Below are 16,325 nucleotides of genomic sequence, written 5' to 3' on the forward strand. Positions count from 1 at the left end.
CCTGCTCGGCACGGTGCAGATGATGGTCGAGCAGTTCGCACCGCTTCAGCGGTTGGGAGACTACGACACCAGTACCGGCCCCGGCCTACCGGCCTGGACGTGTTCCTGGCGTGGCTGCGGGCGGCCGTGCACCTCACCCCCGCCGAGTGGGGCATGCTCGAGATGCTGGTCCGCAACCGCGGGAAACTCGTCGGTCGCGAGGAACTGTTCAAGAGGTGTAGGTCCCCCTACGCGAAGGAAACCGATTACCTGCGTGTGTATCTCGCGCCGGCTGTGGCGCAAGCTCGAGGATGACCTCTCGCATCCGGTGCGCCTGTACCGAGGCCGGGATGGGGTACCGCTTCCAGCAGTAGCTTTGCGCCTGCTCACCTTGTCATCAGCGAGAGAACCGCACGGTTGAGCTTGCGGCGCGGCCAGCCCCGTCGCCCGTCGCCGCCGAGTGCGGATCGCGCCGCGTTGCGACCGCATACGCCGTGCACTCCGCCGCCCGGGGAGGCGCCGGCACTGCCGAGGTAGACGTTCTCCACCGGTGTCTCGGCGCCGCCGAAACCCGGTATGGGGCGGAAGATCAACTGCTGGAACAACTGTGAGGTGCCGCCGTTGACGGCCCCGGCGTACAGGTTGGCGTCGCCGGCCTCCAGGTCCGAGGGACGCTGGATCGTCTTGCCCACAATGTGCTCGGCGAACCCGGGGGCATGCTTCTCCAGCACCATGTCCACCGCCACCGACAACTGGTCGGCCGAGGCATCGTCGGCCACCCCGCGGGGGAGATGTGTGTAGGCCCACGCACTTTCGGTCCCGGCCGGTGAACGGCTGGGGTCGGCCGTCGTCATCTGGCCGAACAGCATGAACGGATGCAGCGGCACGGTTGCGGTGTTGAGGTCAGCCATCCACCGGATCAACCCGTCGTGGTCGGCGCCGATGTGCACGGTCCCGGCCTCGCTGAGGCTCTTCGACCGCCACGGAATCGGCGCGTCGAGCGCGTAGTTGATCTTCAACACCGGTGTGTCCCAGACGAACCGGTCGATGCTGTCCACCACAGAGTTGGGCAGCGAATCCGCGGGCAGCAGGCGACGATACAGCGCCGGTGCCGACGTGTCGGCGACCACCGCGCGGCGCACCCGCACCGTGTCGCCACCAGTTGTGCGCACCGAGACGGCGCGACCACCACGCACATCGATCGCGTCGACGCGTTGTCCGCATTCGATGCGGGCCCCCGCCGATCGTGCGCGGTTCACCAGCGCCGCGGTCAGTTGACCGGCGCCACCGACGGGGACCGGGAATCCACCGTCCTGGGCCATCATGATCAGCATGTAGCCCATCACGCCGCTGCCGGGCGCGTCGATCGGCACGTCGGCATGCATCGCGTTGCCCAGCAACAACAGTCGCGCCGCCTCGCCGTCGAACAGGTTCTCGGCCATCACGCCGGCGGGCAACAGCAGCAGGTGCGCCAGGCGCAGCGCCTCGGCCGTGCCGAGCTTGCGCAACAGCCCGACCGTCCCGCGGACTGGCGGAAAGGGCGCGAACAGCGTCTCCAGCAGCGGCTCCTTGATCTGCAGCCACTGATCGAACAATTGCCGCCAGCGGGCACCGTCCCCCGCGCTCCGGCGCTCCAGGTCGTCCGCGGTGCGGTCGATGTCCCGCCAGATCACCGCCGCGTCCTCGTCCTCGGCGGAGTTGGCGTGGCCGACGACCGCGGGCGAATGGGACCACCGCAGCCCGTGATCCTCCAGGTGCAACGCCCGCAGGGCCGGTGACGTCACCGACAGCGGATAGAACGCGCTGTAGAGATCGCTGACGTAGCCGGGGAACAGCTCGGCGCTCTTCACCGCACCGCCGGGCTCGGCCTGCGCCTCGAGTACAACGACATCCCAGCCCGCATCGGCGAGTATCGCCGCGGCCACCAGGCCGTTGTGTCCTGCCCCGATCACCACGGCGTCAGCCGTAGCCGCGATGCTCACTTCGAGATCAGCCTGCTCGCACCGGCCTTGACCGAGTCCGGCAGAACCTTGTTCACCAGACCCATGGACTTCGAAAGCGGCGACGCGGCAACGACTTTCTTGTCGGCGCGCATCAACGCGTCGTAGCCCTGCTTGGCCACCTTGCCCGCGTCGTCCTTCGGCATGCGCCCGACGAGCGTGTCGAGCATGCCCGCCCGCTTGAAGAAGTTGGTCTCGGTGGGCCCCGGCATCAACGACGTGACGGTGATGTCGGTGTCGCGCAGTTCGTCCTGCAGCGCCTGGGCGAACGACTGAACGAACGACTTGGACGCGTTGTAGACCGTCTGCAGCGAGCCGGGCATCGTCGAGACCACCGAGGAGGTGAACAGGACCTTGCCGCTACCCCGCTTCGCCATGTTGCGCAGCACCAGCTTGGCCAGATGGGTCGTCGAACGCACGTTGAGGTCGACGATGTTGAGGTCCTCGTCGAGTTTTCGCTCGACGAACGGCCCGGCGCCGCCGGTGCCCGCGTTGAGGGCGACGGCATCCAGCGGGCGTCCGCTGTCGGTGGCGTTGCTGTAGAGGCGCTCGACCTCGTCGGGCTTGCGCAGGTCCACCTGAACGGCGCGGACGTCGGTGCCGCCCGCGGCGAGCTTGTCGGCGGCGGCATGGATACCGTCGTCGTCTGCCGCCACGATCAGGTCGTATCCGTCGTCGGCGAAGAGCCTGGCCAGTTCGAAACCGATCCCGCTCGAGGCGCCGGTGACGAGAGCTAATGGTCGTCCTTGGGGCATGGTGGCGGGCTACCCGACCCGGCCGCGGTCAAACGCTCGACTCGTCGACGGGACTGTCGTCGGGCAGCAGGTACCGCTGCGGATGGTGATAGTTGTTGACCCTCGCCTGGCCGTTGTCCAGCAGCGGTGGCGGGATCCATTCGGTGCGGCCATCCTTGCGTTTTCGGGTTCGCCAGCCGCCGCGCTTGACGCGGCGGTTGTCCGCCCCGCATGCCAGGGTCAGATCCGTGATGTCGGTTTGTCCGTCGTCGGCCCAGTCGGCCACGGCGTGGTGCACCTGCGAGTGATACGCCGGTGCGGTACAGCCGGGCCGGGTGCAGCCACGGTCCTTGGCGTACAGCACAATTCGCTGGGCTTTCGATGCCAGCCGTCTTGCCCGGCCGAGGTACAGCGGTTCTTCGGTGTGGTCCTTGTACACCAGCAGATAGTGGTGTGCGGCCGACGCCTGCCTGATCACCTCTGTCATCGGGATCAGCGTGCCGCCACCGCTGACGGCGTGGCCCCTGCCCGATTCCAACTCCGCGAGAGTGGTGGTGATGACCATGGTGACCGGCAGGCCGTTGTGGCTGCCCAGCGCGCCCGAGGCCAGCAGCGCACGGCCCATCGCGGTCAGCGCGTCGTGGTTGCGCTGTCCCGTCGACCGCAGGTCCCTGGAAACCGAATCCGCCGACGGCTCGCCGTCCACGCAGGGGTTTTCGTCCTCCGGATTGCACATCCCCGGCGCGCCGAGCTTCGCCAACACCGCGTCGAGCACGGCGCGGCCCTGTGGGTCAAGCCGGCCCCGCACGTCGCTCATCCCGTCGGGCTGTTGCTTGCCGATGGTCAGGTAGCGACGATTGGCACGGTCGACATCGCTGTACTCACCGTCCTGGTCGAGCAGGGTCGCGAGCCGAGTCGCCGCCTCGCGCAATTCTTCCGGGGTCAGCGTGCAGGCGATCTGGGCCAACTGCGCTTCGGCGGCTTCGCGCTCGTCGAAGCCGACCCGGCTGGGCAGCTCCTTCAAGAACCGCCGGATGACGCGGACATGTTCGTCCCCGATTTCGCCGCGCTGCTGCGCGGCCGCGGTGCCCACCAGAATCGGTTCGAGCACCTCACCCGTCATCGTCCGCCGCGGCGCCAGGTCGCGGGCCTCCTTGACCCGCCGACCGGCTTCATTCGAGGAGATGCGCAGAAGAAAAGACAGTGCCTTGGCGGCGCTGCTCTCGCCGATCTCGGCCAGGGGCGCCTGCTCGAGATTGGCGACCAGCCGATGACCCAGCGTTGCCTGCTTGCGGGTAAACGTCTCCCACTGCGCCATGAGCTTCAACAGCTCGGCGGTGCTCAACGAGTCGAACGATTCAGCCTGCAGCGCGGCGAACTCGTCGGACATATCCGCGATCCGCTTGCTGATCCGTTCGAACGACATACTCGAACACTAGTTCGATGCACCGACAAAACAGGTCGCGGTTGTGACTGGTGAAACCAAAGTGGCGCAAGGGATTCCAGGGCCTCAAGGGCCGACGATTGACTTGCCCACCACCGAACGGCAACGCAGCAGGACGCGCGATCAGCCGTCGCTGCCGCGCTGCCGTCGGGGCTACCTCCGGTTCCGCCGCTTCCACCCGGCGAGCCGCAGCTTGTTGAGCAGATCCAGGACTGAGACGCGCGGTACCGAACCGCGAGCGCAGAAGCCGTCTAAGCTTCGGTCTCCTTCGCCAATGCGATCAATGCGGCCCGCACCAAATCCGGCCGCTCGTCGATGACGAAGTGGCTCGCGTCGACGAGTTCGAGCCGGTAGTCGTCGGCGTCGGCCGTCTCGGCCGCCGCCAGCGACGGGTGAACGGCGGCGTCGCCGGTCCCGAACAGGCACCGGATCGGCACGGTGGCGTGTGGTGGCTTGGGCCCGCGGGCGGCGGCGGGCAATTCACGAAGCAGGAACGTGCGGTAGGTGTCCCGGGCCGTGCGGGCGACGAGCGGATCGCGGAACCGGTCGGCATAGACCCGCGCGGTCGACGGGTCCATCGCCGACGCCGAGTTGAAGGCGCGCACGAGGAAATCGGTGCGCCGTTGCAACGGTACGCCGATGGTGGCCAGCACGACCTGGTACCAGAACCGCCACAGGTGCGGCGCCAGCATCCCCGGGCTCACCCACGGGTGCGCCATGTTCATCACGAGGTAGCCGTCGAACCGCTGCGCCGCGGACAGCAGCATGCGATAACCGACGTACCCGCCCCAATCGTGGCCGACCAGCAGCACCCGGTCCAGACCGAGCGCGTCGAGCAGGGCGAGCACGTCGGCCGCGACGTCGTCCTTCGCCCACCGGTGCGGTGCCGGTCCGGACCACCCGTATCCGGGCAGGTCGGGTGCGATGATCCGCATTCCCGCCGGCGGGTCGGCCAACAGGTCGCGATACACCCAGTGGTGTTGCGGCCAGCCGTGCAGCGCCACCACGGGTCGTCCATCGGCCCGGCCGGCCTCGGTGACGTGGAAGCGCACCCCGCGGGCCTCGACGAAGGACCGTCGCGCACCCTCGATTGGCGGCGGACCGGCAGTCATAAACTGACTATAGAGACCGGCCGTCGCGCTACCGTGCCGGTATGGCCGGTTACCGAGAGCTGTTCGACGCCAGCATCGCCGATCCCACCTCCTTCTGGGCGGACGCCGCGGAAGTGGTGACCTGGATCCGCGAACCGCAGCGGATTCTCGACGACTCCAATCCGCCGTTCTACCGCTGGTATCCCGACGGCGAACTCAACACATGCGCGAACGCGCTGGACCGCCATGTCGAGGGCGGCCGGGCCGATCAGCCCGCGTTGATCTACGACTCCCCCGTCACCGGCACGCAACGCACCTATAGCTATCGCGAATTACTCGACGCGACAGCACGATTCGCCGGTGGGCTGCGTGCGCTCGGGGTCGACAAGGGCGACCGCGTGGTGATCTACATGCCGATGATCCCCGAGGCCGTCATCGCCATGCTCGCGTGCGCGCGGCTCGGGGCGGTGCACTCGGTGGTGTTCGGCGGATTCGCCGCACACGAACTCGCGGCGCGCATCGACGACGCGCGTCCCAGCGTGGTCGTGTCCGCGTCCTGCGGCATCGAACCGACCCGGACCGTGGACTACAAGCCGATGCTGGACGCGGCGCTCAAGATGGCCGAGCATCCCCCGCGCAACTGCGTCATCGTGCAGCGCGACAGGCACCGCTGCGAGCTGACGCCGGACCGCGACATCGACTGGCAGGACCTCACCGGCGCAGCACCCGTCGACCCGGTCCCCGTCGCGGCCACCGATCCGCTCTACGTGCTCTACACGTCGGGCACCACGGGCAAGCCCAAGGGCATCGTGCGCGACAACGGCGGGCATGCGGTGGCGCTCCTGTGGAGCATGCGCAATATCTACGACATCGCTCCCGGCGAGGTGTTCTGGGCGGCATCGGATGTCGGCTGGGTGGTCGGCCACTCGTACATCGTCTACGCGCCGCTGTTGTTGGGCGCCACGACGGTGCTCTACGAGGGCAAGCCGATCGGGACGCCGGATCCCGGCGCGTTCTGGCGGGTCGTGTCCGAACACCGGGTCAAGGCGCTGTTCTCCGCGCCGACCGCGCTGCGCGCGATCCGCAAGGAGGACCCCGACGGCTCGCACATCGGCCGCTACGACCTGTCGGCGATGAAGTATCTCTTCCAGGCCGGCGAGCGGCTCGACCCAGACACCTACGCGTGGGCGGCGCAGAAGCTCGGCATCCCGGTGGTCGACCACTGGTGGCAGACGGAGACCGGGTGGGCGATCGCGGCCAATCCCATGGGCCTGGACCCGCTGCCGATCAAAGCCGGGTCGCCGACGGTTCCGATGCCCGGCTACGACGTGCGGATCCTGCACGTCGACGGCTCACCCTGCGCGCCGGGCGAGGAAGGCGCGATCTGCATCCGGTTGCCGCTGCCGCCGGGCACCCTGCCGACGCTGTGGGGCGACGACGACCGCTACGAGGCCTCGTATCTGTGCGAGCACCCCGGGTACTACCTCACCGGCGACGGCGGCTATCTCGACGAGGACGGCTACCTGTTCGTCATGGGCCGCATCGACGACGTGATCAACGTGGCCGGGCACCGGCTGTCGACCGGCTCGATCGAAGCCGTGCTCGCGACCCATCCGGCCGTCGCCGAATGCGCCGTCATCGGGGTGGCCGACGAGATCAAAGGTCAGGTCCCGCGCGGCCTGGTGGTCCTGAAGGCGGGTGCGTCTGCGGAGGGCCTCGCCGACGAGCTGGTCGCCTTGGTCCGCAACGAGATCGGGGCCGTCGCCTGCCTGAGGCAGGTCGACATCGTCTCCGCCCTGCCGAAGACCCGCTCCGGCAAGATACTGCGCAAGGCCATGCGGGGCATCGCCCACGGAAAGGACGAGCCCGTCCCGTCGACCATCGAGGACCCGGCGGTGCTCGACGCGCTCAAACCCGTTCTGCAGCAGTGACTATGCTGCCGCGCGGTACCGGATGCCTGGTGACGACGCCCGCATAGTAGGCAACGTAGAGACGACCGCCGTCTGGGCTGACGGCCACACACGACGGTCGGGCGCCGACGGCGATCGTGTCGACGAGTTCGCCGGTCGCGATATCGAAGACGTCGACGCGGTCCTCGTCGACGAGGTAGGCACGGTCCCCGTCGCGGCCGAGCACCAGCTGTGTCGGCGACCCGCCAACCACGAACGAGCTGACGATCGTGGGTGACTCCGCATCGATGAGATGAACTACACCACCGGATCCGGGATGCCACGCCAACACGACGATCCCGCGCGGCGAGACCGCGATATCGCGAACCGGGTTACCGATCGCGACAGAGTCGAGCGGCATCGCCTCGTCGCCGTCGATGACAACCAGCTCACCATCGAACGCGTTCGACACCGCGGCGTACAGACGGCGACCGTCCAGGCTCACCCTCAGGGCGTTGATGGTGCTCGTCGCATCGGCGGCGAACGGAATCGATCCGATGTCGTCGGCGGTGGTGTCGACGACCGCGATGTCGACACCGTCGCGGCCGGACCGCGCCACGAAGACCACCTTGCCGTCCGGGTGCACGGTGAGTGCGGTGACGCTGGCTCCGACTTCGGCGAGCGGGTACGACGCGACCACGTCACCGGTTCCGGTGTCGACCGCCGCCAGCGAATCGAAGCCGACGGACGAGACGCCGACGTAGGCACGGTTCTCGCGCATTCCGACCACGAACGGCTCACCGTCGAAGACGGCCCCACCGATGACGGATGCCGTGTCTGCGGCAATGAACGACAGGCTGTGATCGGCCGGATTGGTCGCCACCAGTAGATCTGCGTCGGCCGCCAGATCGCCGATGGGACCGCGGCCGACGGCGGTGACGGCAGTGAGGACGCCGGCGGTCATCGCGACCTTGTCCGCAGCAGGAGAGTCCCCGAACTCATTCCTCGATCCGACCACTTCGCAGACCGGGACAGCAGGGGCGCATGCCCCGAGCCATAGGGGCAAAGGTCCCACGCCGCGACGAAACCCCCTGATATGCCCGTATCGGCATATGTTCGGATTCAGCCGTTACAACAGACCCGTTACAACAGAGGAGTTGGCTGCGATGCGTAAAGCTGCGAAGGCCGAGGCGGGCTGCAACTGTCACTGCCACAAGTGCGACCAGGGCCACCACTGCGGCAATCCGCCGAACTGCAGCATCAAGAAATAGCCGGCAACCAGCGTTTGTTCCCCGATTCCCCGGGTAGCCCCCGCTCACCCTCGAGGGAAAGGAACAACGATGGTCAGCGCTCATCAGCCGGGCCCCAACGCGCGCGCCCGGTACAGCACAGCCCTACAGAAGGCCGCACTCGCCGTCGGCGCGGTCTTCCTGCTCGTCGGCATCCTGGGCTTCATCCCCGGGATCACCACCGACTACGGCACCATGAAATTCGCTGGCTATGAATCGGGCGCCCACCTGCTCGGCATCTTCCACGTGTCGATCCTGCACAACGTCGTGCACCTGCTGTTCGGCATCGCCGGGTTGTTGATGGCGCGCACGTTCAGCGCGGCCAGGGCGTACCTGATCGGTGGCGGCGCCATCTACCTGGTGCTGTTCCTCTACGGCCTGGTGATCGACCGCGACAGCGCAGCCAACTTCGTCCCGGTCAACATGGCCGACAACTGGCTGCACCTGGCGCTGGCGATCGGGATGATCGGATTGGGCGTGGCGCTGTCACGCAGCGCGGTCCACGCCCACAGGCCGGTCAACGGCGACCGTCGCTGACCGATTAGCTCGCCCGGAGCCGGGGTATCACCTGCCAGTCCGTCAATAACTGGCCGGGACGGAGGCGACACCCGTGGCGAGCACCCCGAAGTACATGGCCGTGCAGGGGGCGGCGCTTCTCGTCGGCGCCGCCCTGGTCGTGCTGGGTGTCCTTGGTTTCATCCCCGGCATCACCTCCGACTACGACCGCCTGGGCTGGGCCGAGCCCGACTCCGGCGCCCGGCTGTTCGGCACGATCACGGTGTCGGTGGTGCACAACGTCGTCAACATCCTGATCGGCGGCATCGGCTTCTGGATGGCGCGCACCTACGCCGCCGCGCGGGCGTACTTCCTCGGCGGCGGGCTGGTGTACCTCGCGCTGTGGGTGTACGGGCTCACGATCGCGCACGTCAACGACTGGCTGCACCTCGGCCTGAGCATCGTGATGGTGCTGCTCGGCCTGACGCTGGCCGGTCAGCACGATCCGACCAAGCGGCGCAGACGGATTCGGGCCTGACTCGGCGGCCGTCGGTCAAAAGCCCGTCCTCACCCGTCCGGCGGCGCAATACTGCTGCGGTATGGGCAGTGAGACGACAGCGTCGGTCGCCGGGGACGTGGAGATCGTCCGCCGCATCCTGGCGCACATCGACGCCGGCACGACCGACGAAGGCGACGCGTGGCGCGAACCGGTCCGGAACTACCTGGATCCCGACCGGTTCACCGACGAGTTGACGGCGCTGCACTCGTTTCCGAGCGTGTACCTGCCATCCGCAGCGATCCCCAACGCGGGTGACCACGCCGAACGAGTCAGCTTCGGGGTGCCGATGTTCGCGGTGCGCGGCCACGACGGCCGGGCGCGGGTGTTCCGCAACTCGTGTCGGCACCGCGGGATGACGCTCGTCGAAGGCCCCGGCTGCTCGCACGCGCTGGTGTGCCGCTATCACGGCTGGACCTACCGCCTCGACGGCTCGCTCTCGCACGTGCCGCACGACGACGCCTTCTCCGATCTGGACATGCCGTCTCGGGGGCTCGTCGAGGTCGACAGCCGTGAGGTCGACGGCCTGATCGTCGTCGGGCCGTTGCGGTCACCGGCGCCGGACGCGCCCGGCCCGCGCGCCGATGCCGCATGGGCGGCCCTCTCCGACGGCAGCCCCTGGCGCGACAAGCTGCTTCCGGCGAGTCGGCTGGTGGCGGTGAGACCGACTCCGCGGCCGATGAACTGGAAGGTGCTGGTGGAGCAGTTCCTCGAGGGCTATCACATCCGCACCACGCACAAAGACACCTTCTACCCGATTCAGTACGACGACCTCAACGTCGTCGAGGCCTTCGGCCCCAACACCCGAATCACGTTCCCCTACAGGAACATCGAGCGGCTGCGTGACCGTCCCGAAGCGTCGTGGACCGTCGACCGCCGCGTGACGTACGTGTATCACCTGTTCCCGAACGTCATGCTCGCGACGTTTCCCGATCAGGTTCTGCTGATCACCGTCGACCCGGTCGACGTCGGCCACTCCACGGTCACGATCTACGCCATGGTGACACCGGCCATGACCGAACGCTTCTCACGCGATGCCGACAGCACCAAGGGGGCGCGCAGCCTGCTCGATCAGGGCGGGGTGGAGGACAACGAGATGTCGGAGGGGGTGCAGCGCGGTCTGCACTCGGGCGCGAACACGTTCCTGGAGTTCGGCCGCCACGAGAGCGCGATCGGGCGCTTCCACGCCGAACTCCGGGATCGGCTCGCCTGCACCGCGTGAGCCCGGTCAGTCGGCAATCGAGAGCGCGATGCCGTCGAGGATGTCGTGTTCGCTGACCACCAGCTCGTCGATGCCGGCGCGCTCTCCCAACGCCGCGGCGAGTTCCTCGACGATGATCGCGCCGCCGCCGATGACGTCGACGCGACCCTCGTGCATCGGCCCCAGCACCGCGCGCTGGGCCCGCGTCATTGCGATCAGCTCGTCGCACACGCCAAGCAGCTCACCGAACGGAACCTGGGACAGGTGAATGGCATCCGAGTCGTAGGTCGTCATCTTCTGCGCCAACGCCGACAGTGTGGTCATGGTGCCTGCCACGCCGACCCACGTGCGGGCGTGCTCGACGGGCACCGCGTGGAACGCCTCGGCGAGACCTTCACGGGCCACCTCACGCGCGGCGGCGATCTCCGCGGCCGTCGGCGGATCGCTGTGCAGGCACCGTTCGGTCAGCCGCACGCAGCCGATGTCGGCCGAGTGGCTGGCCTCGACGTCACCGGCGCCCAGCACCACCTCGGTCGACCCGCCGCCGAGGTCGACGACGACGAAAGGCCCTGCGGCAGGGTCGAGTTCGTCGACGGCACCGCGGAATGACAGGGCGGCCTCCTCGGTGCCGGTGATCACCTCGGCGACCGCGCCGGGCACCACCGCGCCGAGCACGTCGGCCGTCATCTCGAAGAACACGCCGCGGTTGGCGGCGTCCCTGGTCGCCGATGTCGCGACCATCCGCACCCTGGCGACGCCGTGGTCGCGCATCAGCTCGGCATACGCAATCAGGGCGGCCCGGGTGCGGGCGAGCGCATCGGGCGCGAACTGCCCTGTGGCGTCGACGCCTTGACCCAGCCGGACGATGCGCATCTCGCGATGGACGTCGTGCAGCCGACCCCCGGCCGCGTCGGCGATGAGCAACCGGATCGAGTTGGTTCCGCAATCGATGGCGCCGACCCTGTCCGTCACGCCCACCTCCCCCGCTCGAGTATTCCTGCCATCGCCGGTTCGCCGGCCAGCATCGCCAGCGCCTCGTCACCGAACGGGTTGACCCCGGGCCCCTTGGCCAACGAATGGGCGATCACCACATGCAGGCACTTCACCCGGTCCGGCATCCCACCGCCCGAAAACGTCGTGCCCAGGGGCTCGATCGCGTCCCGCTCGGCGAGATAGGACTCGTGGGCGCGGCGGTACTTCTCGGCCAGTTGCGGGTCGGCCTGCAGCCGTTCGGTCATGTCGCGCATCAGGCCGGAGGACTCCAGCCGGCTGGCCGCCGCGGTCAGCGCGGGATGGGTCAGGTAGTACAGCGTCGGAAAAGGTGTCCCGTCAGGCAGTCTCGGTGTCGTCTTCACGACGCCGGGTTCACCGTTGGGGCACCGGTAGGCGACCTCGAGCACGCCGCGGGGCTCCCGACCCAGCTGCCGCGCGACGGCGTCGAGGTCCGAGCGCTCAACCACCGGGCGGGGGCGCCGGTAGCGGCGGCGGTGCACCGGGCGGTGGTGGTGGCGACGGTGGCGGTGCGCCGGGTGGCTGGGTGGGGGAGATACCGGGTGGCTGGGTGGGGGAGATACCGGGTGGCTGGGTGGGGGAGATACCGTGCGGCTCATCGGCGATGGTGTGCCACAGCGTGGTGTACCACGGCTGGTCGGGGTGGGCCGTCGTGCCCGGCGCCGCCTCCTGCGGGCCCGGCGCGGTCGCCTCGGGCGGCAGCTGCACCTGGTACGGGATCTCACCGGGCATCACGAACCCCAGCCGCTCGCGCGCCTGCGCGGCGATGAACACCGGGTCGGCCAGCTTGACCTTCTGCTGCTCGAGTTCGGCTATCTGCGAACGCAATTGCTCCTCGGTGGCCTTCAGCTGCTTCATCTCGGTGCGCTGCGCGAAGTACGTGCGTACCGGCCCGGCGATGGTCAGGGTGAGCACACAGACCACCGCGGCGAGGATCGCGGCGCGCCGCGCGGCCGAGCCGAACCGCTGCTCGGACTGCTGCTCGGCCGACGCCTCGATCGCGCGGCGGATGACGACGCCGGTGTCGGGCGGGTCGGTCTCGGGCGCTCGTGACTCCGAAGGGCGCGGCTCACGCCGTGCCGCGCTGCGAGGACGGCCCTTGCCGGCGTCGCCCGCCCCCGACTTCCCCGGCCGGGAGGTCGGTGACCGACGCTTAGGGTCGGGCCGCTTCGCTTCGGGCACGGGCTTTACCAGACTATTTCGGGTCCACCGAGCTGTCTGCTCTTCGCGCAAGCGGCTCATCGCCGAACCGCGGGAACGCCAGGTCGCCCGCGTAGCGGGCGGCGTCGCCGAGGTTCTCCTCGATGCGCAGCAGCTGGTTGTACTTGGCGACGCGCTCGCTGCGGGCGGGCGCACCGGTCTTGATCTGGCCGCTGCCCACCGCGACGGCGAGGTCGGCGATCGTGGTGTCCTCCGTCTCGCCGCTGCGGTGGCTCATCATCGTCCGGTAGCCGCTGGCGTGGGCCAGTGCCACCGCGTCGAGCGTCTCGGTCAGCGTGCCGATCTGATTCACCTTCACCAGAAGCGCGTTGGCAGCACCCTTGTCGATGCCCTCCTCGAGCCGCTCGGGGTTGGTGACGAACAGGTCGTCGCCGACCAGCTGGACCCGGTCGCCGAGCGCGGTGGTCAGCGCCACCCAGCCGTCCCAGTCGTCCTCGGAGAGCGGGTCCTCGATCGACACCAGCGGGTAGCTGTCGAGCAGTTCGGCGTAGAACTGGCCCATCGCCTCGGCGCTGCGGACCTCGTTCTCGAACTTGTAGCCCTGGCCGTCGGTGTAGAACTCGGTCGCGGCGACGTCGAGCGCCAGCGCCACGTCGGACCCCGCCGTGAATCCGGTCGCCTCGATGGCGGACAGGATCAGGTCGAGCGCCGCCTTGGTGCCCGGGACGTCGGGGGCGAAACCGCCCTCGTCACCGAGGCCGGTGGACAGGCCTTGCTTCTTGAGCACCGACTTCAGCGAGTGGTACACCTCGGCGCCCCAGCGCAACGCCTCCTTGAACGACGCCGCACCGATCGGCGCCACCATGAACTCCTGGACGTCGACGCCGGTGTCGGCGTGTGCGCCGCCGTTGAGGATGTTCATCATCGGCACCGGCAGGATGTGGGCGTTGGGCCCGCCGAGGTAGCGGAACAGCTCCAGGTCCGCCGCCAGCGCCGCGGCCTTGGCCACCGCCAGCGAGGCGCCCAGGATCGCGTTGGCGCCCAGCCGCGACTTGTCGGGCGTGCCGTCGAGGTCGAGCAACGCCTGGTCGACGAGCCGCTGGTCGTCGGCGTTCATCCCCAGCACCGCCGGCCCGATCTCGTCGAGGACTGCCTCGACGGCCTTCTGCACGCCCTTGCCGCCGTAGCGCGAGCCGCCGTCGCGCAGTTCGACGGCCTCGTGCTCACCGGTCGATGCGCCGGACGGCACCGCGGCGCGGGCGAATGAGCCGTCCCCCAGCATCACCTCGACCTCGACCGTCGGGTTGCCACGGGAGTCGAGGATCTCGCGGGCTCCGACCTGCTCGATGATGGGCACTGGCTTCTCCTTAGTCGTGATGTGGGGTCAACCGACGAGCCTAGAGCCTCGGCAGTCGGACGGCGTGCTCAGAGGGGGTGTCCGTCGGCGTAGGCCGTCGCCCAGTCCCGCACCGTGCGGGCGTACTGGTCGGACAGGTTGTAGGCGCGCAGCGCGTTCATCCAGCCGCGCGGGGTGGCCAGGTCCTTGCCGGTCCAGCAGAGGTAGCCCGCCGCGGACAGGGCGGCGTCGTCCATGTTGTCGGCACTGATGTCGCCGTCGTTGTTGGCGTCGACGCCGTAGAGCCGCCAGGTCTCGGGGATGAACTGCATCGGCCCCATCGCGCGGGCGAACTCCGATTCGCCGTCGTTGCTCACCGCGGCGTCGTCCATGATCTCGAGGTTGCCGTTGGTGCCGTCCAGCAGGACGCCTCGGATCGGCGGGCGGACGTCGCCGTTGGGGGCGATCTTCGCGCCTCGGTAGGTGCCGTGATGGCTTTCCACCTGCCCGATGCCCGCCAGCGTCGTCCACGCCAGGTGGCAGTCCGGGTTCTCCACCTCGGCGACCCGCGCGGCGTAGGCGTACGCCTCCAGCGCGCCGACCGGTATGCCCAGCGCGGGGGCCCGCTCGGCCGCCCATTCGCGCAGTTGATCGGCTGGGCGGCCCTTGGCGTAGGTGTCGATCGCGGGCACACGATCGCCGGCGGGTGGGGGCACGCCTTCAGGGATGGGGGTGCCCAGCTGCCAGGAACAGCTCGAAGCCAAGAGCAGCGCCGTCGCTCCCAACACGGCGACAGCGCGCAGCCAACGCACCGGCGACACCAAACTCCCTCAACCAACTTCGGTTAGGCCCATGTTCCCATGCGTTCGGGGCACAGTGGATGAGCCCTGTGTGCGATTTCGGCGCGCAACCGGCCGCTGCGCGGTCGTCAGCGCGCCGAATCCGCCGTTTCGGGGGCGGGCTCGGGCGAATCCGCCGGTCCGGGCTCGGGCACGTCAACCGGCGTCGGCTCGGGAACCTCGGCCGGTCCCGGCTCGGGGATCCGGTCCGGTGCGGGTTCGGTCTCCGACGCCTCCGGTTCCACCTCGGTCTGCGCCTCGTCGGCCACATCGGCCTCAGCGTCCTCGTGGGCCTCAGCGGTCGCGTCCGTCGCTGGTGTCGGCCAGTGGGCGCGCCATTCCTCCTCGGACACCTGCCCGAGCTGGGCCACGTCGAGCTCCTCGGGCACGTCCTCACCGCGACGGCTGGCGGCGACCGCCTGCTCGACGCGGCGCACGGTGTCCATGAACTCCAGCACCGCCGACCGCAGCGAGTTCTCGGTGTCGACGCCGGTCGAGACGGTCACCGTCGTGATGGCCACGGGGATCAGGTCGACGGGCAGGCCCGCGGCGGTGACCCGCTCGATCACCTTCTGCGCCAACGCCAGAGCGGGCTGCCCGGTGGGCACATCATCCATGACCGAGAAGGCCTTCTTCGCGCGCTTCTCCAGAGCCTTGCGCTCTTCCCACTGCGCGAGTTGCTCGTCGAGCGAAATCGGTTCGCCCGCAAGCACAGCGGGCACGCGGTTGCCGAGCTTGCGCACGAGCGCGTCGGCCACGTCGTCGATGCCGAACGAATTGTGCGGTGCATCCTCGGCGATGCGGGCGTGAAAAAGCACCTGCAGCAACACATCTCCGAGTTCTTCGCGCAGCGCGTCGGCGTCGCCGCTGCGCACCGCATCGAACACCTCGTAGGTCTCCTCGAGCAGATAGCGCCGCAGCGAGTCGTGGGTCTGTTCGCTCTCCCACGGCCCGGCGGTGCGCAGTCTGTCCATCATCGTGACCGCGTCGACCAGGCGCTCGCCCGGCGCCGCCTCGGGTGCGGCGATCAACTTGTCGCCCGCCGCCAGGCGTGCCTTGACAGCGGGGTGCTCGGGGTCGGACGACAGCAGCACCGGCGCAGCGTCTTCTTCCGGTAAACCGGCATAGCAAGGCCGGGCGGCCGGCAGCGACCACGGCACCTTGATCGGCATCTCCTCGGTGTACTGGACGTCACCGGCCAGTAGGTCGATCGCGTCGACGGGGATCAACGACGGGCGGCGGGGGTCGACCAGGACGACGGTCATCGCGGTGACCTCCTTGCTGGGCACGCTGTGCGCGG

General features: G+C 68.9%; 15 protein-coding genes and 1 pseudogene. 5 read left to right on the forward strand and 11 right to left on the reverse strand.

Annotation, left to right across the window (positions count from 1 at the left end; translation table 11 throughout):
- Nucleotides 1–81: 81 nt before the first annotated feature.
- Nucleotides 82–353 (forward strand): annotated as a pseudogene (locus ABGB19_RS06060) (helix-turn-helix domain-containing protein); the annotation flags it as partial.
- Nucleotides 354–365: 12 nt separating this feature from the next.
- Here ABGB19_RS06060 and ABGB19_RS06065 read toward each other — a convergent pair.
- From ABGB19_RS06065 to ABGB19_RS06080, 4 genes are all read right to left on the reverse strand, one after another.
- Nucleotides 366–1,961: an NAD(P)/FAD-dependent oxidoreductase gene (locus ABGB19_RS06065; RefSeq protein WP_347684984.1), complete on the reverse strand. Its 1,596-nt coding sequence runs from the start codon at nt 1,959–1,961 to the stop codon at nt 366–368.
- Complete coding sequence (locus ABGB19_RS06070) at nt 1,958–2,734, reverse strand: SDR family NAD(P)-dependent oxidoreductase (protein ID WP_347684985.1); 777 nt, start codon at nt 2,732–2,734, stop codon at nt 1,958–1,960. Before ABGB19_RS06070 ends, ABGB19_RS06065 begins: the two co-directional genes overlap by 4 nt.
- Nucleotides 2,735–2,762: 28 nt before the next feature.
- Entirely contained in the window at nt 2,763–4,139 is a 1,377-nt protein-coding gene (locus ABGB19_RS06075; RefSeq protein ID WP_347684986.1) for an HNH endonuclease signature motif containing protein, read from the reverse strand.
- A 269-nt stretch (nt 4,140–4,408) separates the two neighbouring features.
- Nucleotides 4,409–5,269: an alpha/beta hydrolase gene (locus ABGB19_RS06080; RefSeq protein ID WP_347684987.1), complete on the reverse strand. Its 861-nt coding sequence runs from the start codon at nt 5,267–5,269 to the stop codon at nt 4,409–4,411.
- Between the two features lie 41 nt (nt 5,270–5,310).
- On the opposite strand from ABGB19_RS06080, the gene ABGB19_RS06085 reads away from it, so the two are divergent.
- Complete coding sequence (locus tag ABGB19_RS06085; RefSeq protein WP_347684988.1) at nt 5,311–7,179, forward strand: propionyl-CoA synthetase; 1,869 nt, start codon at nt 5,311–5,313, stop codon at nt 7,177–7,179.
- On the opposite strand, the gene ABGB19_RS06090 is transcribed toward ABGB19_RS06085, so the two are convergent.
- A complete protein-coding gene (locus ABGB19_RS06090; RefSeq protein ID WP_347684989.1) occupies nt 7,157–8,101 on the reverse strand; it encodes a YncE family protein in 945 nt (314 codons plus the stop codon). The two genes, ABGB19_RS06085 and ABGB19_RS06090, sit on opposite strands and share 23 nt — an antisense overlap.
- A 376-nt stretch (nt 8,102–8,477) precedes the next feature.
- Between ABGB19_RS06090 and ABGB19_RS06095 the strand changes: the two genes are divergently transcribed.
- The 3 genes from ABGB19_RS06095 to ABGB19_RS06105 all read left to right on the forward strand — a co-directional run bounded on the left by ABGB19_RS06095 (nt 8,478) and on the right by ABGB19_RS06105 (nt 10,699).
- Nucleotides 8,478–8,963, forward strand: a complete 486-nt coding sequence (locus tag ABGB19_RS06095) for a DUF4383 domain-containing protein (protein ID WP_347684990.1) — start codon at nt 8,478–8,480, stop codon at nt 8,961–8,963.
- Nucleotides 8,964–9,036: 73 nt separating this feature from the next.
- Nucleotides 9,037–9,459, forward strand: coding sequence for a DUF4383 domain-containing protein (locus ABGB19_RS06100; RefSeq protein ID WP_347684991.1), 423 nt, complete (start codon nt 9,037–9,039; stop codon nt 9,457–9,459).
- A gap of 61 nt (nt 9,460–9,520) precedes the next feature.
- A complete protein-coding gene (locus tag ABGB19_RS06105) occupies nt 9,521–10,699 on the forward strand; it encodes an SRPBCC family protein (RefSeq protein ID WP_347684992.1) in 1,179 nt (392 codons plus the stop codon).
- A gap of 6 nt (nt 10,700–10,705) precedes the next feature.
- Here ABGB19_RS06105 and ABGB19_RS06110 read toward each other — a convergent pair whose 3' ends face one another.
- The 6 genes from ABGB19_RS06110 to ABGB19_RS06135 form a co-directional block, all read right to left on the reverse strand.
- Nucleotides 10,706–11,656 carry a Ppx/GppA phosphatase family protein gene (locus ABGB19_RS06110; RefSeq protein WP_347684993.1) on the reverse strand — a complete coding sequence of 317 codons (951 nt, stop codon included), beginning with the start codon at nt 11,654–11,656 and terminating at the stop codon, nt 10,706–10,708.
- Entirely contained in the window at nt 11,647–12,138 is a 492-nt protein-coding gene (locus ABGB19_RS06115) for a DUF501 domain-containing protein (protein WP_347684994.1), read from the reverse strand. The genes ABGB19_RS06110 and ABGB19_RS06115 overlap by 10 nt, the downstream gene beginning before the upstream one ends.
- Nucleotides 12,131–12,871: a septum formation initiator family protein gene (locus ABGB19_RS06120; RefSeq protein WP_347684995.1), complete on the reverse strand. Its 741-nt coding sequence runs from the start codon at nt 12,869–12,871 to the stop codon at nt 12,131–12,133. The genes ABGB19_RS06115 and ABGB19_RS06120 overlap by 8 nt, the downstream gene beginning before the upstream one ends.
- A 13-nt stretch (nt 12,872–12,884) precedes the next feature.
- Entirely contained in the window at nt 12,885–14,207 is a 1,323-nt protein-coding gene (gene eno, locus ABGB19_RS06125; protein WP_347684996.1) for a phosphopyruvate hydratase, read from the reverse strand.
- A 68-nt stretch (nt 14,208–14,275) separates the two neighbouring features.
- Nucleotides 14,276–15,007 carry a lytic transglycosylase domain-containing protein gene (locus tag ABGB19_RS06130; protein ID WP_347684997.1) on the reverse strand — a complete coding sequence of 244 codons (732 nt, stop codon included), beginning with the start codon at nt 15,005–15,007 and terminating at the stop codon, nt 14,276–14,278.
- A gap of 107 nt (nt 15,008–15,114) precedes the next feature.
- A complete protein-coding gene (locus tag ABGB19_RS06135) occupies nt 15,115–16,290 on the reverse strand; it encodes a nucleoside triphosphate pyrophosphohydrolase (protein WP_347685639.1) in 1,176 nt (391 codons plus the stop codon).
- Nucleotides 16,291–16,325: the final 35 nt, after the last annotated feature.

Source organism: Mycobacterium sp. B14F4, from assembly GCF_039871645.1.
Lineage (GTDB): Bacteria > Actinomycetota > Actinomycetes > Mycobacteriales > Mycobacteriaceae > Mycobacterium.